Origin of the sequence: Paludisphaera soli (genome assembly GCF_011064595.1) — a bacterium.
In the GTDB taxonomy this organism is placed as follows: Bacteria; Planctomycetota; Planctomycetia; order Isosphaerales; family Isosphaeraceae; genus Paludisphaera; species Paludisphaera soli.
Genome location: NZ_JAALJI010000007.1, coordinates 194,119 through 217,632, shown reverse-complemented (window position 1 = coordinate 217,632; position 23,514 = coordinate 194,119). Strand labels below are relative to the sequence as shown.

Below are 23,514 nucleotides of genomic sequence, written 5' to 3'. Positions count from 1 at the left end.
GGCCCTTCGCTTTCCCAACTCGGCCCGGCCTCAGCGGCGGGCGCTCTTGCCGATGATGAAGACGGCCAGGGCGGCCAGGATGAAGGTCCCCGCGTAGCCGTCGAGCGGCCGACCTTCCGCTTCCCCCTCGGCCTCGGGATCTTCCTGGGCGCGCACGGAGGCCGGGGCGGCGGAGAGCATGAGGCCGAGGGCCACCAGGCCGGTCGCGAGGCTGCGGGTCCATCGGCGTCGCATCGGGTTCATCGTTCGCGTTCCTTGACGGGTTTGGGACGTCTCGGCGATTCGGCGAGCATCGGCAGCCATTCGGAGAGCGGGCGGACGCGGCGTCGGAAGGCCCGGCGGGCCATCGCCACCGCCTTCCAGGCGGGCCCTCGCGACCTCAGGTGGGCCAGGTAGTCGTCCAGGCCGACGGCCCAGAAGCGGTACTCCAGGCCGCGGAAGGCGAAGGCCCCGTCGTGGCTGGCGAGCCCGAACTCCTGGGGCTGCTCGGCATAGGCGAAGGCGAGGATCGGCCGGAAGCCGGGCCCGAACAGCTCGCCCCAGCGGACCAGGCCGTCGAGGTCGTCGGTCGTCACCCAGTTCTCCCAGTCGCGGCGGCCTCGGCGATCCTTGGCCCGCTTCCCCTTCACCTCGACGACCAGGTTGTCGGCGAATCGAGGATACAGGAGGAAGTCCGGGTTTTTCACCCCCCCGTCCCCGAAAATCGCCCGCTTGGCCTCGTCCACCGCCACGCAGGGGACGCGCAGAGAGCGGATGTACGCCTCGAACGCGGCCTCGTAGTGATTGGAGCGGATCGCCATGGATCGGGACTTCCGGCTGGGGGACGACCTCGGCGGGCGAACGGGTCAGGAGGGCGCGGTCACGATCGGCAGCAAGCCGAGGCCGCGCCGCTCCGGGGGCTTCGGCCTGGGGGGGAGCAGGGCCTCGGCGTACTCCCAGATCTGCTCGGGGGTCTCGAAGACCTTGTCGAACGACCAGTCGTCGTCGTACTCGCAGTCCTTGGTGGTGTACTCGCGGCAGATCTTCGGGCGGTCGTGGTAGATGGCGCAGCGATAGTCTTCCAGCAGGTACTGGCACTTGCTGGAAACCAGGAGATACCACGTCTCCTCGTGGACGTAGACCAGGGTCAGCTCATGGGCCAGGTACCAGCGGATTGCGTCGTAGTCGTCCCAGGCGGTGGGGGTCTCGATGGGAGTCGAGAAGTAGCGGCAGCACTTGCCGGTGCAGTAGTCGCAGAGGCTCTCGCCGGGCTTGAGCTGGTCGCGGGTCGGCTTGACGACGGGCAAGGGCAAGGGGAACGAGGGCTTCTTCACCGGGTCTCCCCTGAGGTCAGTCCTGCGTGTTCTGGCGGTTGCGGAAGCGGGCCGAGACGCGGACGAGGAAGCGGTTCTCCTCGTCGGTGAGGGACGATCGCCCCTCGCGGTGGATCTTGTCGAGGATCTCGTCCATCCGCCGCTCTTCGGCCACTTCCTGCATGATCCGGCGCTGGCGTCGCTGGTCGGACCTCCGCCGCCGCCAGCGCTTCAGCGCACTCTCGCGGTAGGGGCGGACCTTGGCCGCGCCGCTTTCGAGGCTAGTATACCCCTCGGAGAAGTCGTAGCCGAACAGGCCGTCGTCGAAATACCCCCCGTCCTCCAGGACTCGCGCCTCCGACCGCACGAACAGCTCGATGAGGACGGCCAGCATGATGATCGTCAGGCCGTCCCAGCGCTGGCCGAACAGCAGCCGGGCGGCACCGATCAGGAACAGCACGGCGGCCGTGGCGCGGGCCGTCCAGGGGGCGACCATGCTGTCGCGGGTCGTGCCGACCGAGCTGTTCGCCAGGCACCAGCGGAACAGCCGGCCGCCGTCGAACGGCAGTGCGGGGAGCAGGTTGGCGAGGAAGATCAGGTAGTTGACGTAGCCGAACCAGCCCAACAGCCACGGGGCCGACATCGCCTCCGCCTTGCCCTGGCCGGCGATCCACGGGGCGCCCACGTCGGCGTCGCGTGCCAGCGGGTTCCAGGCGAACTGGGCGTCCCAGCCGAAGCCGAGGAGGGCCGCGACGACCAACGCGACGGCGCCGCTGGTGAACGGCCCGGCGATCACCACCAGCATGTAGCTCGCGCCGCGGGGGGGCGTCGACGGGCCGACGAGGTTCCCGAGCGGCCAGAGGTGGACGTCCTCCTGCTCGCAATCCAGCCGACGGGCGACGAGCGCGTGGACCGCCTCGTGGATCGCCAGGGCCAGCAGGAAAAGCGCGACCCAGGCGATCGACTCCTCCAGCTTCGAGGAGATGGTGCCCTTGGTGGGCTCGAACGGGGCCGTGATGAGCAGAGAGGCGACGAAGATGATCAGGGAGATGTGGACCTTGACCGTCGTGCCGAACCAACGCCCCAGGTGAATCGGCGACCACGTCAGAAGATCGCTCATGGGCTGGGCGCTCGAAAGGGGATGCCGTCATGCGGTTTGCGGGACGTCGAGCCACTTCAACTGTAACAGCCCCGTCAAGGATCGTCGAGGGCCGAAGAGACGAGGCGGATCACGTCGCCGTCGATCTCCGTAATCTTTCGACGACGGGCCTGGCCCCCGTCGAGTTCGGACCGGCTCCCGAGGCGTCTCGCCCGGCGTGAAAACCCCGGCGCCGCCCCCGCCGCCGCGTCCAACAGCGGGGCGGAATATGCTACACTGGCAGTCGGCCGGAGGCGCCGGCCGTTCCCCCTCACCGCATTCCAGGCCGAGACCATGCAACGCTTCGACGAGGGCCCCGCGACCGTTCCGGTGAGGCTCGGCGACCGTTCCTACGACGTCGAGGTCGCCGACGGCGGCTGGGACCGGCTCCCCGGCCGTCTCCGCGCCGCACTCGACCGATCGTGGGCCGGCCGGGGCTGTCGCAAGGCCCTGATCCTGACCGACGACCACGTCGCCGCCCTCCCCTACCCCGGCCTCGTGCGCGACGCCCTCGAAACCCTGGGGATCGAGACGGTCCAGACGGTCGTCCCCCACGGCGAGGCCAGCAAGGGCCTGGCGACCGCCGCGTCCCTGTACGACCGGCTCGTGGCCCTGGCCGCCGACCGGCACACGCTGGTCGCGGCCGTCGGCGGCGGGGTGATCGGCGACCTGGGAGGCTTCGTCGCGGCGACCTTCGCGCGGGGGCTGCCCCTGTTCATGGTCCCGACGACCCTGCTCGCCCAGGTCGACAGCTCGGTGGGCGGAAAGGTCGGCGTGAACCTGCCGAAGGTCAAGAACCTCGTCGGCGCGTTCCATCAGCCGATCGCCGTCTGGGTCGACGTGGCGACCCTGAACGACCTCCCCGACCGCGAGCTGCGATGCGGGCTGGCGGAGGTGGTCAAGTACGGCGTCATCCTCGACGCCCCCTTCTTCGAGACGCTGGAGGACGACGTCGACGCGATCCTGGCGAAGCGGCCGGCGAGCCTGCGGCGGATCGTCGCCCGCAGCTGCGAGCTGAAGGCCACGGTCGTCTCGGAGGACGAGCGCGAGGAGACCGGGCTGCGGGCGATGCTCAACTTCGGCCACACGATCGGCCACGCCGTCGAGGCGACGGCCGGCTACGGCGGCGCCTTCCAGCACGGCGAGGCCGTGGCCGTCGGCATGGTCGCCGAGAGCCGCCTGGCCGAACGCCTGGGGTGGGTCGACGCCGCATTCACCAACCGCCTCGTCCGCCTGCTCGAACGCTTCGGCCTGCCGACGTCGCTGCGGGGGCTCGCGCCCAGGCCGCTCCTGGAGTCGATGGGGCGCGACAAGAAGAACAAGGGGGGGCGGATCCGCCTGGTCCTGCCGCGTCGGCTCGGGTCAGTCGAGCTGACCGACGCGGCCGGCGTGGACGACCTGCGGGCCCTGCTCGAAGACCTCTGCCGGCCCGACGCCCCCTGACCGCCCCCCGAACCGAGGACCGCCCCGTGGACCCGAGTCCGAGCCCGGCCGACGCCCCGCTCCGCGACATGCTCACGCTGATGCTGACCTCCGGCGTCGGGCCGCTCACCAGCCGGGCGCTCCTGGACCAGTTCGGGACGCCCGGCGCCGTGCTCGACGCGGCGGTTTCCGAGCTTCGCGAGGTGCCGGGCGTCGGCCCCAAGCTGGCCGACCGGATCAAGCACGCCCGCGCCGACAACGATCCCGACCGCGAGCTGGCCGAGTGCCGGCGCCACGGTGTCGCGCTCATCCCTCGCGGCGACGACCGCTATCCCTCGCCGCTGGACGAGATCCCCGACCCGCCCGCCTTGCTCTACGTCAAGGGGTCGTTCGAGGCCCGCGACCAGATCGCCATCGCGTTGGTCGGCTCCCGGCGCTGCACGCCCTATGGCATCCGCACCGCCGAGCGCCTGGCCACAGCCCTGGCGCGGACCGGCTTCACGATCGTCTCGGGGCTGGCCCGGGGGATCGACGCCGCCGCGCACCGCGGGGCGCTGAAGGCCGGCGGCCGGACGATCGCCGTGCTGGGCAACGGCCTCTCGGGCATCTACCCCTCGGAGCACGAGGAACTCGCGGCCGAGATCGCCGCCGGTCGGGGTGCGGTCGTGAGCGAGCTCCCCATGACGCAAGGGCCCCTCGCCGGGCTCTTCCCTCAACGCAATCGCGTCATCTCGGGCCTCTGCCTGGGCGTCATCGTGGTCGAGGCCGCGCCCCGGAGCGGCTCGCTGTCGACGGCGCATCACGCGATGGAGCAGAACCGCGAGGTCTTCGCCGTGCCCGGCCCGGTGGACAGCCTGGCCAGCCGGGGCTGCCACCGGCTCATCCGCGACGGCGCCCGCCTGGTCGAGACGGTCGACGACGTGCTGGAGGAACTCGGCCCCCTCGTCCGCGAGGTCCGGCCCGCGCCCGACGAGCCGGCCGTCCGCCACCCGGCCGAGCTAGGGCTGACCGACCAGGAGCGTTCGCTGCTGGGCTGCCTGGACGACGCACCGAGCGGGGTCGACATCCTCATCGCCCGCACCGGCCTGACAGCCTCGCAGGTCATGGCGACCCTGAGCGTGCTCGAACTCAAGCGTATGGTCAAGCGGCTCCCCGGCCACCAGTTCGTCCGGGCCTGAGGCCGAAGCCGCTCCACTCAGCCGGTGCGGGATCCGTAGTAGGCTTCGCCGGGCCCGAGGCGGGGGGCGAGCCAGCGGACCACGTCGTTCATGACGCGCTCGCGTCCCAGCTCGTTGAGCGGCTCGTGGAACATGCTCGGGTAGAGCATGAGGGTCCTGTCCTCGATCGCCACGGCGTCGAAGAACTCGCGGACCGAGGCCGGGTCGACGACCGGGTCGTCGCCGCCGACGATCATCAGGAGCGGCGTATGCAGTTCGCCGGCGCGTCGGAGGAGCAACTCGCCGCCGGCGACCATGCCGAAGTAGAACGGCGGGTTGATGCGGTTGTGGCGGAGGAGGTCGCGCCGGATCGCCTCGTGGACGACCGGGTCGCGGTTCTCGGCGTGCGAGGCGTCGAAGGCCCGCAGGGTGGCCCACGGAGCCAGACGCAACAGCAGCCGGCCGATCTTCAGCTTCAACGGCGGCACGCGCATGGCCAGCCGGATGAACGGGTTGGAAACGACCACGCCCGCCAGCCCCGCGCCATGATCGAGCGCGTACCGCAGGGCGACCTGGCCGCCGTTGGAGTGGCCCAGCAGGAACAAGGGGACGTGGGCGAAGTGGAGGCGGGCCCAGGAGGCGACCGCGTGCAGGTCGTCGACCAGGTCCTCGTAGCGTCGGACGACGCCGCGACGCCCCGGGCTGCGGCCGTGGCCGTGGAAATCGTGCGCCACCACGTCCACGTTCAGCTCGGCCCCCAGGTGCTCGGCGACGTGGGCGTAAAGCCCGCCGTGCTCTCCGAATCCGTGCGAGACGACGATCACGCCGTCGGGACGGAGTCGGCGCCACCATCGCCCCTTGAGCCGACGTCCCCCCGGGGCGGTGACGGTCAGTTCGGAGAGGCGGCAGCCCGCGTTGGTCATCGTTCGCCTCGGCTTCCGTGGAGGTCGACGGAGCGGGGGTGCGGCTCCGGCGCGTGGAGTCTAGCAGAGGCCGGCCGATCCAATCGAGGCCAAATCTCCCGCGGGCTCAGGCCCCGCCGCGCGCCAGGGTCAGGAGCGTGACGTCGTCGTCGCGGGCCGAGGCCCCCGCGTACCGCCTCACGGCGTCGAGCACGGCGTCGAGCCGCACGCCGCCGTCGGGCCCGCTGCGCTGGAACGCCTCCAGGAGCCGGTCGCGGCCGAACATCACCCCCGCCCCCCGCGCCTCGGTCACGCCGTCGGTGTAGAGCAGGAGCGATTCGCCCGTCGCGAACCCGGCCGTCAACTGCTCGCAGGGGAAGTCGACCAGGGCCGACGAGAGGATGGGGCCGGTCGAGTCCAGCAGCCGAACGCCGCCGCCGCGATCGAAGACGACGGCCTCGGGGTGGCCGGCGTTGACGTATTCGATCTCGTCGCGGTCGGGATGGACCCGGATGCAGCAGAGGGTGACGAAGCGGCCGGGGTCGAAGTCGCGGATCCCCTCGCGGATCCGGTCGACGACCTTGCAGGGCTCGAAGTCGTCGACGTGCGAGGCGCGGAAGCCCGCCTTGACGACGCCCGTGACCATCGCGGCCGAGGTCCCGTGGCCGGCCACGTCGGCGATGAGAAGCGAGACGCCGCCGCCGCGGGTCTCGGCGTAGTCGTAGATGTCGCCGGCCAGTTCGTTGGACGCCTGGTACCGCGCGGCGATCGCCAGCCCTCGCGCCGCGTATTCCGGCGGCGGGAGGAGGCTGAGCTGGAACTGCCGCGCCTCCTCCAACTCGCGGCCGACGCGGTCCAGGAACCGCTCGCGTTCCTCGCGGAGCCGCCGCAGCTCCAGGCAGCGACTGACCAGGGCGAGCATCACCCGGCGGTCGAACGGCTTCTGGATGAAGTAGTACGCCCCCTCGTCGATCGCCCGCAGGAGGTTCTCGTCGGGGTCCTCGGCGTTGCCGGTCATGATGATGACGTCGAGGCCGGGCTGGTCCTTCTTGAGGGCCCTCATCAGCTCGAAGCCGTTCATGTCCGGCATCCGGATGTCCAGGATCGCCAGGTCGAACGGCTCGACGCTCGCGGCCTCCAGGCCCGCCGCGCCGCCCCCGGCCTCGACGACGCGGTGGTGCCGGCGGGAGAGGATCCGCGACACCGCGCGGAGCATCCCGGGGTCGTCGTCGACGACGAGGATCGAGGCGTCTTGCATATCCATCATGGTCCTTCACGCCCTTCGTCGATGGGGAAGCTCACCCTCACCCGCGTCCCCTCGCCGAGGACGCTGTCGATGGCGAGCTGGCCCCGGAGCTGCGCCGCGATCGAGCGGCAGATGGCCACGCCCAGGCCGTGGCCGTTGGTCTTGGTGGTGAAGAACGGTTCCTGGAGCTTCGCCAGGTCCTCCGGCGCGATGCCCGAGCCGGTGTCCTCGACTTCCAGCACCAGCCAGCCGGCCGCCTCGCGCCCGCGGATCGTCAGCGAGTCGCCCGGCCCGGTCGCGTCGCGGGCGTTGCTGATCAGGTTGAGCAGGAGCTGCTCCACGTCGGCCTGAACGGCGTGGAGCGGGGGCAGGTCGGCCGGCACGTCCACGATCAGGTTCACGCCGCGCCGCTCCAGTCCCTCGCGGAAGATGACCAGGGCCGAGTCGACCGCCATGGCCGGCGAGACGTCGCTGGGATTCCGCGTCGAGCCCCGCGCGAAGTTCAGCATGCCGCCGAAGATCCGCCGGCAGACCCGGATCGAACGCTCCACCTGCCGCAGGTCGGCCGTGGCCGACTCGGCGTCGAAGGCGTCGGTCTCCAGGTCGTCCAAAAGCTGCTGGACCAGCGGCAGGACCGCCCCGAGCGCGTTGTTCACGTCGTGCGAGACGCCCCGCGCCAGGTCGGCCATGGCGTGCTTGCGCTCAGCGTCGATCATCCGGCGTTCGAGCGTCTCGGTCCGTCGCGCGTTCTGCAAGGCGACGGCCGCCTGGGGCAGGAATTGCGAGATCAGGTCGACCTCGTACTGGCAGAACGAGCCGGGGTGGATCGAGGCGACCTTCAAGACCCCCAGCAGCCCCGACCGCGTGATCAGCGAGGCGCAGAGGATCGCCCCCTCGGGCGGCGTGAACGTCCCGGCCCGCGAGACCTTGTCGTAGTCGAGCAGCTCGGCCAGCATCGCCGCCCCGCCGCCGGCCCAGTCGGTCCAGCCGTTCCCCTCGCGGTCGAACCCCAGCACCACGGGCTGCGCCAGGACGTCGTGCAGCGAGGCCTTCAGCGGGAACTTGCGGCCGACGTTCTCCCCCTTCGCCTTCCGCCACGCGATCTGCTCGGCGACGACCTCCAGCACTCCCAGGTCGGCGTCGTGGATCAGGAGCGCGGCCGAATGGTCGTAGGAGATCAGCGAGCGGATGCCGTGCAGCACCTCGTAGGAGAGGTGCTTGGGGTGGCTCTGCTCCAGCACCTTGCGGTCGACCCGCGCGCGGACCTCGCGGATCCGGTGGAGGTCGGCCTGGTCGATCAGCTCGTTGGCCAGCCCGCCGATCGTCGAGAAGGCCTGGCGGGCGTCCCAGTCGAAGGTCGCGTCGGCGTCGCGGATCGCCAGGGCGCCCCACATCCGGCCGTGGCGGCGGAGCCGGGCGAGCATGACGTCCGGGGGGACCGTCACCTTCTCGCCTCGCAGGAACCCCGACAGGAGGCGGCGATCCCACGGGCCGTCTTCGGGCGTCCGGTGCAGGAGCCGGGCCTCGGCCGAGCCGGGATGGATCGCGCCCACGCACCCTTCGCGCGCGCCGGCCAGGTCCATCCCGAGCCGAAGGGCCCCGCGGAGGATCTTCTCCGGGTCGCGCACGTCGCGGTACTGCGCCCGGAACCGCCAGAGGTGGTCCGTGAGGCCGGCCCACCCGGCGTCGGGGCCGGGCCCGGTCGACCGATCGCCTTCCTGCTTCACCATCCCTCCGATCGCCAGGCGTCCCCGTCGGCGCACGCCCCCCCGTCGCCCTCCGATCGGGGGAAAATCGGCCCGCCTCCAACGGGAATGATGGCTCCCGGATCGCGGCTTGTCCATCGACGTCTCGGAAGGCTTCCGTTGCGGGACGAGTTCGCGTCCGATATTCTCGGCCGCTGTCCGTACCTCCGATCGAGGACCGAGGATGCTGGAAGCCCTCCGGGCGCGGGCGAGGCGGCTGCGCATGAAGACGATCAAGCCCTTCGGTCGAGGCCGAGGGGGCGCGCCGGTCCGGCTCCATTTCTGCGACGCGAATCCGCAGGTCGCCGCCGCGCTGGCGGGCCGATTCCGCGACGTCGACACCGCCGAGGTGCTCGTCGGCGATCTCCTCGACCTCCGGTGCGACGCCCTCCTCAGCCCGGCGAACAGCTTCGGCGACATGGGAGGCGGCCTCGACAAGCGGATCGACGATTTCCACGGGGGTGCCGCCCAGCGCGAGGTCACGAGGCGGATCGCCGAGCGCCGGCACGGCGAGCTCCCCGTCGGCTCGGCCGAAATCCTCGCCATGCCGTCCAGGCGGTTCCCCTGGCTGGTGGTCGCGCCCACCATGCGAGTGCCCGGCCGGGTCGACCGGACCCTCAACGCCTACCTGGCCTTCCGGGCCGCCTTGATCGCCGTGCTGGAGCACGACCCGGGCGATGGCGCCCGGATCTCGGGGCTGGCCTGCTCCGGACTGGGAACGGGCGTCGGCGGCATGTCGGGCGAGGACGCGGCGGCCCAGATGCGAGCGGCCTACGACATGATCATCGAACGTCGCTGGCGTCGCCTGGTCCACCCGATGCAGGCCCCGTTCGCCGTCTCCGATCAATATCCCGGACCCGCGGGCGAAATCTGATCGGGCGGACGCATTTCGCTTGTGGAATGCGTGCACGCGTCGCACAATCGCGAGGGGCTCGGACGAACGTCGAACCGGCGAGGACGGCGGATGCTCTCGATACGCGACCTGCGCGTCGACTACGACGATTTCTGCGCGGTGCACGACCTCTCACTGGAGGTCGGGCCGGGCGAGGTGTGCGGGCTGATCGGGCCCAACGGCGCGGGCAAAACGACGACCATGCGGACGATCCTGGGGCTGATCGAGCCGACCTACGGCGAGGTCCGCATCCTGGGGGCGAGCGTCCGGGACGACCACGAGCTGGTCGGCCGCGCCGTCGGCTTCATGCCCGACTTCCCGCCGGTCTACGACGACCTCAAGGTCTGGGAGTTCCTCGACCTCTTCGCGGCGAGCTACCGCATCCCCCGGCCCGCGCGGGGGGCCGTCGTCGACCGGCACCTGGAGATCGTCGGGCTTTCCGAGAAGCGGGACGCGACGGTCACGGGGCTCTCGCGCGGGATGCGACAGCGGATGATGCTGGCCAAGACCCTGATCCCCGACCCGGCCGTGCTCCTGCTCGACGAGCCGGCCAGCGGCGTCGACCCCCAGGGGCGGATCGACCTCAAGAACATCCTCAAGCGGGTCTCGGCCGAGGGGAAGGCGGTCCTGATCTCGTCGCACATCCTCGCCGAGATGAACGAGTTCTGCACGTCGGTCGCGATCATGGAACGCGGGCGGCTGGTGGTGGGCGGCCGGATCGACGAGGTGAACCGGCGGATCATGGGGGATATGTCGCTGTCGGTCGAGATCCTCGACGGGCTCGACGCGTTCCATCGGGTGGTCGACGCGGACGATCACGCGGGCCTCGTCGAGGCCCGACCCGGCGGCGTGCAGGAGTTCCGCTACCGGGGCGACGCCGACGCCGCCGCCGAGTTGCTGGCCCGGCTGGTCGCCGCCGGCGTCCGGGTCTCGTCGTTCTCGCGACGCAAGGACAACCTGGAAGAGCTGTTCCTGAAGGTCGGCGCCAAGGAGCTGTCGTGATGATCCGCGAATGGCTGGACAACCCGATCCTCATCAAGCACGTCCGCTCGCGGCTCCGCCCCCAGGCGTTCGCCACGTCGGCTGCGATCACGATCATGATCGGCCTCTGCATCCTCTACGGGGCTTTCCAGGTGCGCGGGTTCGCCTCCGGCGACGGCTTCACGGCCCTCTTGGTGCTCCAGTTCATCATCCTCGCCGTCATGGGGTCGACGCAGGTCGGGGCCTCGGTGGGGAGCGCGCGAGCGTCGGGCATCCTGGACTTCCACCGGGTCTCGCCGCAGAGCCCGCTGGAGCTGACGTTCGGCTTCCTGTTCGGCGCCCCGGTCCGCGAGTACGCCCTGACGGCCCTGACGCTCCCGTTCATGCTGTTCTGCGTGATCATGGGATTCCCCGACTTCCGGGGGCTGATGCAGGCCGAGATCTTGCTGCTGTTCGTCGCCTGGACGCTGCACGCGGCCTCATTGCTCGGGGGGCTCTCGCTCAAGAGCGGGGTCACGGGCCAGAACGCGCTCGGGTTCACCATCGTCATCGGCGTGTTCATCGTGGGGCCGCTCTTTGGGGCGTTCGGGGTCCTGAAGGGCCTGATCGACGGCGACGTCCGGATGGACTTCCTGGGGCTCTCGCTCCCCTGGTTGGCGTTCGTGCTGCTGCACCTGGCGGCGGTCCTGTTTTTCTTCCTGCTGGCGGCGACGCGGAAGATGGGATCGGAGCGGACTCACGGGCTGTCGAAGCCGCAGGCGATCGCGGCGGCGGCGACGTTCGGGCTGCTGGCGGTCGGCGGGGTCTCGAACTGGAACGGCGACGGCATGGCCAGCCTGATCCTGCTCTACATCCTGGTGGGCGTGGGGGTGATCTTGGCCGGGCTCATCACGCCGAGCCTGGCCGAGTACGACAAGGGCCTGCGGCGGGCCCGCAAGCTCGGCCTCGACAGGCCGTCGGCCTGGAGCGACCTCGCGCCGAATCGCCCGGCCCTTGCGGCGATCTGCGGGACGATCCTGGCGGCGGGGTCGATCCTGGGAGCCTGGATCGAGGACTCGGGCCGGCCGAACGTCCCGGGCCGGGGGGGCTTCCCGCTGGCCGTCGCCGTCGGCGTCCTGGTCGTGGCCTACTTCGGCCTGGCATTCCAGTACTTCCTGCTCCGGTTCGGCCGCCGGGCGACCAACTTCTTCGGGCTCTTCCTGTTCACGGCCTGGGCGCTGCCGCTGGTGCTCGGCATCATCACGCTCGCCGCCTCGGCCGGCCCTCGGGCCGTCGAGGAGCAGGCCGTTCTCTTCTTCTCGGCGACCCCCATCGTCGGGATCGCGGCCGCCACGGGGGCCCTCGCGGGCGAGGTCGGCTCGGGCCCGGCGATCGTCGCGATCACCCTCGCCTTGCTGTTCGCCTTCGTCTTCAACGCGCTCTACATCAAGGCGGTGCGGCAAGTCCGGATGGCGCTCGCACGAGGCGACGAACCGGGCCAGGACGGGCGGGACCCCGACCTGTTCGACCTGGATGCGAAGCCGGCGACGGCCCCTGGCTGAGCCGGGTCAGCCGCCGATCTTGATGAGCCTGGAAAGGGCCTCATCGAGGGCCCCGCCGCGGAGGTCGATCCGCACGACGTTCCCCTGCGGGTCGATGAGATAGCTCGCCGGGATCGACCCGACGCCGAAGGCCTCGATCAGGTCGACGCCCGACGTGGTGTTGTGGAGCTGGGTCCAGGGGATCTTGCGAGCCTTCACGAAGTCGACGACGGCCGTGCGGGTGTCGTCCAGGCTGACGCTGACGATCTCAAGCCCCGCGTCGTGATACTTGCGGTAAGCCTCCTGGAGCCGGGGAAGCTCGACGAGGTTGGGCGTGCACCAGGTCGCCCAGAAGTCGATCAGGACATATTTGCCCCGGAGGCTCGCGAGCCGGACGGTCTTCCCCTGGAGGTCCTGAGCCTCGACGTTCGGCGCGGGCTTGCCGACGCGGGCGAGCCGCGCCAGTTCGTTCTCGGCCTTCTGCTTCACCGCGGCGCTCTCGGGGAACCGCGAGGCCAGGGTCTGGTAGACCTGCGCGGCGACGTCGATCTCGCCCGCGACGACGGCGGCGATGGCGAACGTCTCCGAGAAGCTGACGGCGAACTCCTCCTGATCGGTCGCGTTCAGCCCCTGCATCAGCTCCTTGTAGCGGGCCAGGGCGTCCGGGAACTTCTTGGCCTGGGCGCGGGACATCACCGTGATGATCTGGGCGAGCGCGCGGACCGGCCCCTCGGGCTCGTCCTTCAGGTAGCGCTCGGCGGCCTCCTGATTCTCGGCGAACCAGTCGTGCTCGATCGCCTTGTTGAAGAGGGCGGCGTAGGCCTGGTCGCGATCCTCGGCCTTGGGATTGCGGATCAGGTACTCGCCCAGCTCGCGGACGAGCGCTCGGTCGTGGCGGTTCTGGATCTCGGCGACGCTCTCGGTGGGCGTCGTCTGCGCCGGCAGGTCCGCAGCGGTCGCGGCGAGGAGGGTCAGGGCGATCAGGCTGGTTCCGCGACGGCGAAGGTCCACGACGAATTCCTCCGGGAAAAGCTAGGGCCGACGACGAGTCTGCATGGACAAAGATCCCTTACCCCCTGGCGGGGGAAGGTGGCCCTGAGGGCCGGATGAGGAGGCGACGAGCACGGAGACTGTTGGAGGATCGGCCGGTTCCGAGGCATCGCAGGACCGGCGTCGTCACTTCTTCAACCGACTTCCACGGCCCCGACCCGCGTCGGGACGGCGACTGCGACCGGCCGCGACTCGGCCTTGGACGGGGCGAGCAGGCCGCGGGCCAGCTCGAACCACTGGTAGCAGCAGGGGCCCATCTCGTGGGAGGCGAGGAACGCCTGGCGGCCCTTCTCGCCCATCTGTCGGGCCAGGTTGCGGTCGGCGCGCAGGCGTTCCAGGGCCGCGACCACGCCGTCGGCGTCGCCGAAGGGGACCGCGAAGCCGCCGCCGGAGCGCCGGATCAGGTCGGCCGACTCGCAATGCGGCGGGCCGACGAAGAGGGCCGGCCTCGCCGCGGCCATGATGCCGTAGAGCTTGCCCGGCACGACGATGCCGGTCATTTCGGGCCGCATGGAGATCAGGTGGACGTCGGCCGTGGAGAGCGAGAGATGCAGGTCCTCGCGGGCGACGTAGTCCAGGATCCGGACGTTGTCGAGCCCGTCGCGCTCCTTCGCCGCCCTCACCTCGGCGAGCCTCGGCCCGCCGCCGACGTAGAGGAAGATCACGTCCTCGCGGTCGCGCATACGCCGGGCGGCCTCCAGGAACTCGTCGAACGTGTGGGCCAGGCCCAGGTTGCCGGAGTACATGCAGACCAGCTCGTCGCGGAAGCCGAGCTGCTTGCGGAGGCCGTTCGAGGCGTGGGCGACCGGATAGACCTCGTCCTTGCGGCTCCAGACCGGGATCGTGGCGATTCGGTCGGGCCGGACCTTCTTCATGAGGATCCGGTCGGCCATGTACGGCCCCAGGACGACCACGCGATCGGCCTGCCGCAGCACGGCGTCGCTCAGCCAGGCCAGCGACCGGACGATCGGGTTCCTCGGCGACATCCGCCGCAGCGCGAGGCTGGCGTCGGGGTGCAGGTCCATGCTCCAGCAGACGTGGGTCGAGCCCTTCAGCCGTCGCAGGAGCGTCCCGACCAGGCCGATGATCGGCGGGGTGGTCAGCGTGACCACGAGGTCGAACCGGGGGAGTCGGAACGCCTTGACGACCGCCCGCGCGTAGAAGCTGAGGTAGTCGGTCATCCGGCTCAGCGTGCTCTTGCGGCCCAGCGAGGTCGCCGGGACGCGGTGGATGTGCACGCCGTTGTGGACCTCCTCGGCCGGGGGCGCCGGGTCGCCGGGCTTGTATCGGCTCTGCGCGCACAGGACGTGGCATTCGAACCCGCGGGCGGCCAGCGACTCGGCCAGGTCGGTCAAATGCTGGGCCGTGGAGGCGTGGTCGGGCCAGTAGTACTGGTTGATGAGGAGGACCCGCCTGCCGGGCTCCACGCGAGCCGGGCCGGGCCCGTCGACCGTCATCGTCGAGGCTTCGGCCTCGGGACGCCCGAAGGCGTGCAAGGGCCGGCCCGCCGGCCGCGCCGGCTCGGGACCGCCGCGAAACCAGAGTTTCCGGTTCACCATGGTGTCGTTCACCCGGACCGTCGCGGCCCGCTAGGAGTAGGGAAATCGGGATGAGTGGGACTCGGCGCGGCGGGGCCGAGCCATCCGACGACGCGCGGCGCCGGGGGGGGCCGCGTCGCCTCCCCCGGTCGGCCCGCGAGACGATCAGACGTTCGCGAACGGGTTCTGGAACGAGATGAGCTGGGCGGCGCGGACCAGCTCGGAGATGCCGCGGTCGAGGTCGATGGTGGTCTCGAACCCCTTGGCGCGGATCTTCTCGTAGGAGACCTCGTAGTTGCGCTGGTCGGCGTCGCTGCCGACCTCGGCGAAGTGGAGGTAGAAGTCGGTGTGCTCCAGCACCTTGCGGGCGACTTCTTCCTTGGTGAAGTTCATGCTCTCGTGGCCGACGTTGTAGACGTCGTCCTTCACGTCGTCCCAGCGCTCCAGGGCGAAGATGAACGAGCGGGCCATGTCGCGGACATGGACGAAGGTCCGCTTGAAGCCGCCCTCGTAGACGATGAGGTTGCGGTTCTTGACGGCCTGGTAGGTGAAGTCGTTCGGCATGAGGTCGAGCCGCATGCGGTTGCTGACGCCGAAGGCCGTCGCGAAGCGATAGGAGACGCCGTTGCCGGCCTTCTGCACCATCTCCTCGGCCGTCGCCTTGGTCTCGCCGTAGAGCGTGATCGGGGCCCGGGGGGTGTCTTCGTTGCAGACGTAGTCCGGGATCGAGCCGTAGATGCTGCCGGTGGAGGCGAACAGGAACCGGGTGTCCTTGTTCCGGGCGGACAGCAGGTTGCGGGTGCCCTCGACGTTGATCGCCTGGGCGAGCTGGGGCTCTTTCTTGCAGGCGGGGTAGCCGACGATGGCGGCCAGGTGGATGATCGCGTCGACGCCGTCGACGGCCTTCTTGACCGCGGCGGGGTCGCAGACGTCCCCCTGCTGCAGCTCGAAGAAGCGGTTCTGACAGCAGGGGAGCAGGCCCTGGCCGCTGAACCGGAGGTTGTCCAGCACGCGGACCTTGTGGCCCTGTTCGAGGAGCATCGGGACCAACGTGGAGCCGACGTAGCCGGCGCCGCCGGTGACGAGAATACGCATGGCAGGTTCCATCCTTGGTGAGTTCTCGACGCGCCGGTGGCGGCGTCGAGCAAGCGTGACGTCGGGAGACAAGCACGGCCGACAAGTCGAGACGGGCTTGCGACGTCGCGTTGCGTCGCGTGCCAGGCCCCCATCCTTGTGGGCTCGTCCAATAGGTGCGAAACAGCGTCCGAGCGAGGGACCGGGCGTGGGGAGCGATCGTGAGCTAGATAACGTCTGACGGCTCCCGAGGACCCGATTTCCATCCGGTGTCAGGGTCCTCTTGAGGTGGGAGCCGGTCGCCCCGGTCCGTCGGCGAGAGTATCGACGGACTCGGGGCTCCTGTCAACATCAAGATTCGTGCTTGAGGTCGACGATTTTCCCCCGCGAGGATCGTCCCGATCCGATCATCCCAGCCGCGGGACCATGGGGAACCGACTGTTCAGGGCCCCGCTCTCGAACCACGCGACCATCTCGTCGACGCCGCCGCTCGGCGGCTGCGGCATATAGTCCCGGCCGGTGACGCCGGGGAAGGGCTGGTTGCCGAGCCGCATGCGCTCCACGTTGCCCCATAAGAACGCCGCGATCGCCGGGATCCCGTCGAGCCCGCGCGCCTGCTTGAAGACGGCGAGCACGCCCTGGGGGTCGTCGCCGTCCGCGATGGTCCTCGCGACCCAGGCGTCGAAGTCGGCCCGGCCGATCGTGAAGAGGTTCTGGCCCTCGACGGACTGCACCTGGAGATATCCCATCGCCGCCCCGACGGCCTACTGGGCCACCTTCAGGTAATCCTGCGGCCTTGCGGCGTAGCCGATGTCCAGCGCCGAGATCTGGGCGTCGGGATTGATCACGAAGAGGCTCGACCAGCGGTGATGTCCGTCGACGATGTACCGGCCCCCACCCCCGGGTGAGGATTGGACCCCCGAACGGCTTGATCGCCCCCCCGGCGAGATACTCCTCCAGGTCCGACTGGGCCGGCGCCGCTCCCAGGGCGAATCCGAGCGACTTGTCGATGTCGACCTCGGACTGCAACGGCGTCAGCGCGGCCACCGGCACCGTCGTCGTGGCGACGGTCCTCACCTCGTCGAGGGGCCGACCGTCGCGGCCGCCGGCCTTGGTCAGGCCCCACAGCGCCGTGTTGGTCGGCGGGGACGCGACGGGGTCCCCCTCGGCGTCCTCCGCGGGCCTCGTCCCGAGCAGCCGATTGAATGTGTTCACGAAGCCGTCGTTCGCCTCCGTGTAGGGCGCGAGGAGGATCTGCTTGAGCTCGTTCACCGCGGCCATGTCCGGCGCCGACACCGCGCCGCCGCGTAGGCGCGCGGCGTTTTCGCGGCCGTCCAGGATCCGCAGCGAGACGCCTCGGAGGCCCCCGTTCGCCGACCATCGCGACGCCCAGGCGGCCGCCTCGCTCGCAGAAGGAAGCCGACCCAGGACGGCCTGGTAAGCCTCCTGGATCTTGCTGACGCGGTACGAGACCGTCCTCGTGATCGCCGCAGCCACGATCGTCGGCGCGGCGCCCTTCTGGAGCTGGGAGACATAGGTCGCGAGTTCGGCCTCGTCGGCCTGGCGGCCCAGAAGCCCGACGGAGATCGACCTGACGTAAGCGGCCTGGTCGCCGTCGAATCTCTCGACCGACTCGGGCGAGCCGGCGATCGCGGCCGCTACACGGGCCCCGGAACCACCCGCCGCCAACGCCCTCGACCACCGGCCGAGTTCCGCCTCCGTCGGCTGACGTTCGAGGATCTCTTCATATATAGGACGTCAGGACGTCCCTGCGGAATTCGTTCGAATCGTAGAGCCGCGCGGCGACGCGAGCCTCGCTCACGCCGGCGTCGACCGATCTGCTGAACCGCGCCAGTTCCTTGGGCCCGGGGTCGCGGAGCAGGACCTGCCGGAACAATCCCGTCACGACCGTCTCCGACGCCGCGCTCAACAGCCGCCGGGTCTCCATCGACTCGCAGCTCGGCGGAACGCGTTGTGGCTACGCCTCATCGAACCGCACCTTTCTCGGAACGTGCGCCGCGGCCGGCTCGGCGGCGATGCGAGCCCCTTCGCTCGTCGCCCCGCGTCCTCGGGCCGGCGACGGGCCCGGCGCGTGTCTCCATGCGCCAAGGCAGGACATGGAAGCCCGTATCGACGTCGATGCGAAATCCCAGCGCTGTGGACGCGGGGATGGGCCGTCACTCCCCGCCGCGGATCCTGAGCGTTGACGCATCGGGAGCGCCCCGGGTATAGGAGGCTTCGGCCCGAGGCCCGAACGGGGCCGTCGCGCGACCGCCCGAATGCAACACGGAGGCCCGGACATGTGTGGGATCGTCGGCTACACCGGGAGCAAGGAAGCCGCCCCGATCCTCGTCGCCGGGCTCCGTCGGCTCGAGTATCGGGGATATGACAGCGCGGGGATCGCCGCGGTCGAGGACGGCTCGTTGGAGGTCCGCAAGCAGGCCGGGCGGGTCTCCGTGCTGGAGGAGTTGCTCCGCCTACGGCCCGTCAAGGCCTCCAACGGGATCAGCCACACGCGATGGGCGACCCACGGCCCCGCCACCGACGTCAACGCCCACCCCCACGTCGGCGGCCGCGCCGGCAGGCGTTCGACGGCCGTCGTCCACAACGGCGTGATCGAGAACCACGCGTCGATCCGTCGCGAGCTTGAGGCGGAGGGGTTCGCTTTCCTTGGCCAGACCGACACCGAGGTCGTCGCCCACCTGATGGCCCGCGAGCTGGAACGCGGCGACGACCCGATGGACGCTCTGCTCCGCGTCCTCCCCCGGCTCGAAGGGACCTACGGGCTGGCCGTGGTCACCGCCGACCGCCCCGGCGAGGTCCTCGGCGCGAGGCTGGGGAGCCCGCTCGTCGTCGGCGTGGGCGAGGGGGAGCACCTGCTCGCCAGCGACCCGGTCGCCATCGCCCCACACACGGCGAACGTCGCCTATCTCCAGGACGGCGAGGTCGTCCGCCTGACCGCCGACGACTTCGAGATCCGCCATCGCGAGCGCGGGTCGGTCACCCCCCGCATCGACCGGATCGACTGGAAGCCCGACGCCGTGGAGCTGGGGGGCCACGCCCATTACATGCTCAAGGAGATCCGCGAGCAGCCCGATACGGTGATCAACGCCTGTCGGGGCCGGCTCGTCCGCTCCGAGGGCTCGGCGCGGCTGGGGGGCCTGAACTTGACCGCCCGGCAGCTCCGTCGGGCGCGCCGGGTCGTCTTCGCCGCCTGCGGCACGAGCTGGCACGCGGCGCTCGTGGGCGAGTACCTGATCGAGCGTCTGGCCCACCTGCCGGTGGAAGTCGAGTACGCCAGCGAATTCCGCTACCGGAACGCGCCGCTCGACGACCGGACTCTCGTCTTCGTCCTGAGCCAATCGGGCGAGACGGCCGACACCCTGGGGGCGCTCCGCGAGGCCAAGCGCCGCGGCCACCCGACGCTGGGGATCGTCAATACGGTCGGCAGCACGATCGCCCGCGAGGCCGACGGCGGGGTCTACCTGCACGCGGGGCCCGAGGTCGGCGTGGCGAGCACCAAGGCCTTCTCGGCGCAGGTGGCCGTGCTGACGCTCCTGGCTCTGCACCTCGGCCGGCTTCGACAGCTTTCCTTCTCCGAGGGGGCCGCGATCGTCGACGCCATGGAATCGGTGCCGGCCCTGATCGGCGAGGCGCTGAAAGCCGAGCCGATCGTCGAGGCCGCGGCCGAAAGCCTCACGAAGGCGCGAAGCGTCCTGTTCCTGGGGCGGGATGTGCACTACCCCGTCGCCCTCGAAGGGGCGTTGAAGCTGAAGGAGATCAGCTACATCCACGCCGAGGGCTACCCGACGGCCGAAATGAAGCACGGGCCGATCGCGCTCATCGACCCCGAGACCCCCTCGGTCTTCGTCGCCCCCCGGGGGCCCTTGCACGCCAAGACGCTGAGCAACATCGAGGAAGTCCGCGCCCGGCGCGGCCCGATCATCAGCGTCGGGGTCGCCGGCGACGACGAGCTGGCGAGCGTCTCGGACCACGTCCTACCCATCCCGGACGCCCCCGAAGTGATCCAGCCGCTCCTCGCCGTCGTCCCGCTCCAGCTCCTCGCCTACCACGTCGCCCGGCTCAAGGGCTGCGACATCGACAAGCCGCGCAACCTGGCCAAGAGCGTCACGGTCGAGTAGCAGATTCGAAAGCGAAGCGGACGCGAGGGGCCCGATGTCGGCCCCTCGCGCCCGCGAAGCTTGGCGTCAGATGGTCGGGAAAATCGGACTTTCGTCGATCAACGGCCTCGGCCGCCTTCCCAGCGGATCTCGAAGGGGGAGCCGAGGAGCTTGGCGTACTCCGCCTTCTGCTCGTCGGTCATCTTCGCCTCGATCTTGGTCACGGTCGCCTTGCGGTGCTCACGGATCTTCGACATCGTCTCGTCCCGGTCGCCCCCGGACTGGAACAGCTCGCGCATCTCGGTGTTGGAGTCGGCGATGATCTGCTCGGCGGCCGACTTCTGCTCGTCGGTCATCTTGAGCTTCTTCTGGAGATCCTCGTCCTCGAAGGCGGCCGGGCCGGCGACCTGGTAGTGGATGCCGTGCAGGCGGTTGAGCTGTTCGGGCTTGAGGACCTCGGCGGCGGCCTTGAGGGTCGCGGGCTCGATCTCCTTGGCCAGCTCGCGGTATTTGGCCATCCGCTCCTGGGGCTCGAGGTCGCCGGTGACCGAGTATTTCTCGCGGGCCTCGTCGACGATCTCGCTGATCTTCGACTTCTGAGCGTCGTCGAGCTTCAGCTCGTCCAGCACGCTGGCGTTGGAGAGGAGCATGGAGACCCCGGCGCGGCCGAAGCCGCCGCCGCGACGCTGCTGGGCGTAGGCCGGGGCCGTCATCAGGGCCGCCAGGCCCAGAGCCAGGAGGGATTTGCTCAGGGTGTTCATCGCGTTCGACTCCTCTTCAAAGGTTGGAAAGCGTCTCGGCCGATCGGATGCGTCGGGCGCCGGCACGGCCGGCGCGGGAAGGCTTCGACGCCCCGGGATCGGCGGGGCCGCTTCGCTCGCTGTCGATATAATGCGACGTCCGACAGTCTACCGACCGGGCTTTCCGGGCCGGAGCGCGGAAATGGGTCATTCGGGCTTCTGAACGACCTCGTCCTCGATGAGTTTGAGGAAGTCGTCCTCGTCTTCGGCCTTGCGCTTGACCTTGGCGGCCTTGGGCTTGAAGTGCTTGGGGACTGTGTCGTCGAACTCGGCCTCGTCGACCGACAGCCGCTCGATCTCCGCCGGGGCCGTCTTGGGCCTGCTGACGCGCGGGGCCTTGTCGTCGGTGTCGAGCCCGGCCAGCTCCATCAGGGAGTGCCGCTTGCGCTCGTCCTGCACGTCCTCCTCCAGCGCCTGGTGGCTGGAGATCAGCGATTCGGGCCCGCTGGGGACGTAGTCGATCGTGAACAGGTGGCCGGCGAAGCCCAGCTCGTCGTCGGGCATGACCGAGTGCGGGCTGCTCAGCCGCGAGCCGTTGACGCTCGTGCCGTTGGTGCTGGCCATGTCACGGACGTGCCAGAGGCCGTTCACGAGGGTGAGCATCGCATGCTTGCCCGAGACGTTCTCGAAGTCGAGGCGGATGTCGCAGTTCGGCCGCCGCCCGACGAGCAGCTCCGGCTTGACCAGGGGAATCGGATCGCCCCCCCCCACGGGGATCAGGCTCCCGAAAATCTCGCGCGTGGGATCCATGACGCCTCCTCGACTTGGCACTTTTCGCGACGAAGCCGTCCACCGTCGAACCGGGATCATACCCCAGCCGATCGGGCGTCGACAAGCGGCGCGACCCGGGCCCTCGGGGACGTCGCCCAAATCCCTCGCTCGTCGCCCACGGGAACGGCCCGCCGTAGCAAGAAGCAGCAAGGAGGCGAGCGCCGCGTCGGCCCGCAACCGCGCCGAGACGTCGATTCCGGGCTGCGAGGACTACTGCACTCCGCCCGCCCCGCCGCCCGCCGCGGGTTCGCTCGGCCCGTCCATGGCCTTGCGGATCTCCCCGATCAGCTTGATCCTCTGGGCGAGCGACTCCATCTCCTCCAGAGTCATCTCGCCGCGGGTGGCCCTCTCGAAGTCCACCTGCAAAGGGGAGGGGCGGGCCATGTCGGGCCCGAGGCCGGCCTCGGCCGCCCCCTCCGACGTGATGACGAGGATGCCGTCTTCTACGTAATAAACCAGGTCGATCTGTTTCAGCAAGATCTGGAGCGTCCGCCGCAGGGGCACGCCGTCGAGGTCGATCGAGACCGGCGAGGTCGTCGTCTTGTCGGCCTCTTTCAGGCCGATCGGGTCGACGTAGATCGGGATGCCGTTGTCGGCCGGCGTCTGGGTCGCCTGCTTGACGTACTTCAGCACGTCTTCCAGCGGCGTCTCGCTGGGGAAGTTCATCGACAGGGGCTCGTCGAGCTTGGCGAGGATCCCAGCCGACCTAGGGTCCTGGTCGCGGGACGACCCCGGGAGCCCATCGGCCCTGGAGGTCGATGCGGAGGGGGAAGCGGCAGCGTCGTCGCTCGCGGAGACGGTCGGCGGGGCGCCCCCACGCGGAGCCGGGCCTTCCGATCGGGCGGCGGCGATGCCGACGCCGGCGGCCGTGGCGAGGGCGACGGCGGCCAGGGCGGCGGCCGTCAATTGCGTGGCGGTCATGGATTCACTCGCTCCTTTCGTGAGACGGGAAACTGGATCGGACAGAACGACGTTCCACGCGACTCCCTGCGCGACTCGCCGGGCGGCGAGCGAGACGGCGGCGGCCAGGGCTTCCGGCACGGCGGCCGAGCCCAGGCGTTCCGTCGCGAGCGCCGCCGCGCCGGCCGTGACGCCACGCCGGCCCAGGCGGGATGCGAGCGAGGCCCGGGCGCGGGCGAGGCGGCCCTTGACCGAGCCAATCGGCCAGCCCAGCCGGGCCGCCGCCTCCTCGTGGGTCAGCCCCTCCAGGTAGCAAAGGACCACCGGGGCGCGATACTTCCAGGGGAGCCGGCCGATCTCCTCGTCGACCACTTCCCGCAGGGCGAAGTCGGGCGATTCCGGCTCGCGGCCGGGCTCGACGGCCAGGCCGCCGCGCTCGCGGGCCCTTCGCCTGGCTCGGTCCATCCGCGCCCGGCGGGCGACCTTCGTCGCGACCCCGTGCAGCCAGGCGGCGACCACGTCGTCCCTTCCGAGCGTGCCGGCCCGGCGGACCAGTACCAGGAACGTCGCCTGGAACGCGTCGTCGACGTCCGCGGAGTCGGCCAGCACGCGCCGGCAGACGCCCAGGACCATCGGTCCGTGCCGCGCGACGATCGCCTCGAACGCCGCCTGGTCGCCGTGCCTGGCGAACCGTTCGAGCAGCTCGCGGCCCGAGAGGCCGCAGAGCGTCCCCGACTCGAAGAGGGTGCGGACCTGCGACTCGGCCCATCGACTGGTGCTCATGAAGTCTCCCCGAATTGGCGGCCGTCGCTCCATCATGCCGGTACGGGGCCGCACAGATACGAAAAAATCCGGAATCGGCCCGGGCCGCGTTCCATGCCCTCACGCGGCGAATCTCGATTGCCGGGAAGGCCGGAAGTTGGTACGGATGGTGCCGCATCGCGCCCGGTCTCGCGCGTCGCGGC

21 protein-coding genes are annotated in these 23,514 nt (G+C 70.4%); 6 read left to right on the top strand and 15 right to left on the bottom strand.

Translation table 11 applies throughout. The features are described from left to right. Window positions 1-30: 30 nt before the first annotated feature. Genes G6O68_RS11865 through G6O68_RS11850 form a run of 4 tightly spaced genes read right to left on the bottom strand, consistent with a single transcriptional unit; the run spans window position 31 to window position 2,412 of the window. Entirely contained in the window at window positions 31-243 is a 213-nt protein-coding gene (locus G6O68_RS11865; protein ID WP_165247621.1) for a hypothetical protein, read from the bottom strand. Next, window positions 240-800 carry an HYExAFE family protein gene (locus G6O68_RS11860; protein ID WP_165247910.1) on the bottom strand — a complete coding sequence of 187 codons (561 nt, stop codon included), beginning with the start codon at window positions 798-800 and terminating at the stop codon, window positions 240-242. The genes G6O68_RS11865 and G6O68_RS11860 overlap by 4 nt, the downstream gene beginning before the upstream one ends. Before the next feature lie 45 nt (window positions 801-845). Next, entirely contained in the window at window positions 846-1,313 is a 468-nt protein-coding gene (locus G6O68_RS11855) for a YkgJ family cysteine cluster protein (protein ID WP_240911139.1), read from the bottom strand. A 16-nt stretch (window positions 1,314-1,329) separates the two neighbouring features. Beyond that, window positions 1,330-2,412: a site-2 protease family protein gene (locus tag G6O68_RS11850; protein WP_165247908.1), complete on the bottom strand. Its 1,083-nt coding sequence runs from the start codon at window positions 2,410-2,412 to the stop codon at window positions 1,330-1,332. A 312-nt stretch (window positions 2,413-2,724) separates the two neighbouring features. On the opposite strand from G6O68_RS11850, the gene aroB reads away from it, so the two are divergent. Both aroB and dprA read left to right on the top strand, forming a co-directional pair. Further along, window positions 2,725-3,873 carry a 3-dehydroquinate synthase gene (aroB, locus tag G6O68_RS11845; protein WP_165247906.1) on the top strand — a complete coding sequence of 383 codons (1,149 nt, stop codon included), beginning with the start codon at window positions 2,725-2,727 and terminating at the stop codon, window positions 3,871-3,873. A 26-nt stretch (window positions 3,874-3,899) separates the two neighbouring features. Further along, window positions 3,900-5,030: a DNA-processing protein DprA gene (gene dprA, locus G6O68_RS11840; RefSeq protein WP_240911138.1), complete on the top strand. Its 1,131-nt coding sequence runs from the start codon at window positions 3,900-3,902 to the stop codon at window positions 5,028-5,030. A gap of 17 nt (window positions 5,031-5,047) precedes the next feature. Here dprA and G6O68_RS11835 read toward each other — a convergent pair whose 3' ends face one another. The 3 genes from G6O68_RS11835 to G6O68_RS11825 all read right to left on the bottom strand — a co-directional run bounded on the left by G6O68_RS11835 (window position 5,048) and on the right by G6O68_RS11825 (window position 8,887). Further along, a complete protein-coding gene (locus G6O68_RS11835; RefSeq protein WP_165247904.1) occupies window positions 5,048-5,932 on the bottom strand; it encodes an alpha/beta hydrolase in 885 nt (294 codons plus the stop codon). Between the two features lie 106 nt (window positions 5,933-6,038). After that, the gene (locus tag G6O68_RS11830) at window positions 6,039-7,169 is read right to left on the bottom strand and encodes a PP2C family protein-serine/threonine phosphatase (protein WP_165247902.1); all 1,131 of its coding nucleotides are present in this window, start codon (window positions 7,167-7,169) and stop codon (window positions 6,039-6,041) included. A 5-nt stretch (window positions 7,170-7,174) separates the two neighbouring features. Continuing rightward, the gene (locus G6O68_RS11825) at window positions 7,175-8,887 is read right to left on the bottom strand and encodes a sensor histidine kinase (protein WP_165247900.1); all 1,713 of its coding nucleotides are present in this window, start codon (window positions 8,885-8,887) and stop codon (window positions 7,175-7,177) included. Between the two features lie 199 nt (window positions 8,888-9,086). Here G6O68_RS11825 and G6O68_RS11820 point away from each other — a divergent pair, with 199 nt between their 5' ends. The 3 genes from G6O68_RS11820 to G6O68_RS11810 all read left to right on the top strand — a co-directional run bounded on the left by G6O68_RS11820 (window position 9,087) and on the right by G6O68_RS11810 (window position 12,316). Next, window positions 9,087-9,776: a macro domain-containing protein gene (locus G6O68_RS11820; protein ID WP_206108076.1), complete on the top strand. Its 690-nt coding sequence runs from the start codon at window positions 9,087-9,089 to the stop codon at window positions 9,774-9,776. A 90-nt stretch (window positions 9,777-9,866) separates the two neighbouring features. Then, window positions 9,867-10,796, top strand: coding sequence for an ABC transporter ATP-binding protein (locus G6O68_RS11815; RefSeq protein ID WP_165247898.1), 930 nt, complete (start codon window positions 9,867-9,869; stop codon window positions 10,794-10,796). Then, window positions 10,796-12,316 carry a hypothetical protein gene (locus tag G6O68_RS11810; protein WP_165247897.1) on the top strand — a complete coding sequence of 507 codons (1,521 nt, stop codon included), beginning with the start codon at window positions 10,796-10,798 and terminating at the stop codon, window positions 12,314-12,316. The genes G6O68_RS11815 and G6O68_RS11810 overlap by 1 nt, the downstream gene beginning before the upstream one ends. A gap of 6 nt (window positions 12,317-12,322) precedes the next feature. Here G6O68_RS11810 and G6O68_RS11805 read toward each other — a convergent pair whose 3' ends face one another. From G6O68_RS11805 to G6O68_RS11785, 5 genes are all read right to left on the bottom strand, one after another. Beyond that, window positions 12,323-13,306, bottom strand: coding sequence for a TlpA disulfide reductase family protein (locus tag G6O68_RS11805; RefSeq protein WP_165247895.1), 984 nt, complete (start codon window positions 13,304-13,306; stop codon window positions 12,323-12,325). Between the two features lie 173 nt (window positions 13,307-13,479). Beyond that, window positions 13,480-14,916 (bottom strand): glycosyltransferase family 4 protein, encoded by a 1,437-nt coding sequence (locus G6O68_RS11800; RefSeq protein ID WP_240911137.1) that lies wholly within the window; start codon window positions 14,914-14,916, stop codon window positions 13,480-13,482. A 132-nt stretch (window positions 14,917-15,048) separates the two neighbouring features. Then, window positions 15,049-15,978: an NAD-dependent epimerase/dehydratase family protein gene (locus G6O68_RS11795; protein WP_165247893.1), complete on the bottom strand. Its 930-nt coding sequence runs from the start codon at window positions 15,976-15,978 to the stop codon at window positions 15,049-15,051. Window positions 15,979-16,364: 386 nt separating this feature from the next. Further along, the gene (locus G6O68_RS11790; protein WP_165247891.1) at window positions 16,365-16,706 is read right to left on the bottom strand and encodes a hypothetical protein; all 342 of its coding nucleotides are present in this window, start codon (window positions 16,704-16,706) and stop codon (window positions 16,365-16,367) included. Window positions 16,707-17,701: 995 nt separating this feature from the next. Then, window positions 17,702-17,887, bottom strand: coding sequence for a hypothetical protein (locus tag G6O68_RS11785; RefSeq protein WP_165247889.1), 186 nt, complete (start codon window positions 17,885-17,887; stop codon window positions 17,702-17,704). Between the two features lie 370 nt (window positions 17,888-18,257). On the opposite strand from G6O68_RS11785, the gene glmS reads away from it, so the two are divergent. Next, window positions 18,258-20,099 carry a glutamine--fructose-6-phosphate transaminase (isomerizing) gene (gene glmS, locus G6O68_RS11780; protein ID WP_165247887.1) on the top strand — a complete coding sequence of 614 codons (1,842 nt, stop codon included), beginning with the start codon at window positions 18,258-18,260 and terminating at the stop codon, window positions 20,097-20,099. Between the two features lie 98 nt (window positions 20,100-20,197). Here the strand turns inward: glmS and G6O68_RS11775 are convergent, their stop codons facing one another. From G6O68_RS11775 to G6O68_RS11765, 3 genes are all read right to left on the bottom strand, one after another. Further along, a complete protein-coding gene (locus tag G6O68_RS11775; protein WP_165247885.1) occupies window positions 20,198-20,839 on the bottom strand; it encodes a hypothetical protein in 642 nt (213 codons plus the stop codon). Between the two features lie 186 nt (window positions 20,840-21,025). After that, on the bottom strand, window positions 21,026-21,628 hold the full coding sequence (locus G6O68_RS11770) for an FHA domain-containing protein (protein WP_165247883.1): 603 nt from the start codon (window positions 21,626-21,628) through the stop codon (window positions 21,026-21,028). Window positions 21,629-21,859: 231 nt separating this feature from the next. Beyond that, window positions 21,860-23,332, bottom strand: coding sequence for an RNA polymerase sigma factor (locus G6O68_RS11765; protein ID WP_165247881.1), 1,473 nt, complete (start codon window positions 23,330-23,332; stop codon window positions 21,860-21,862). Window positions 23,333-23,514: the final 182 nt, after the last annotated feature.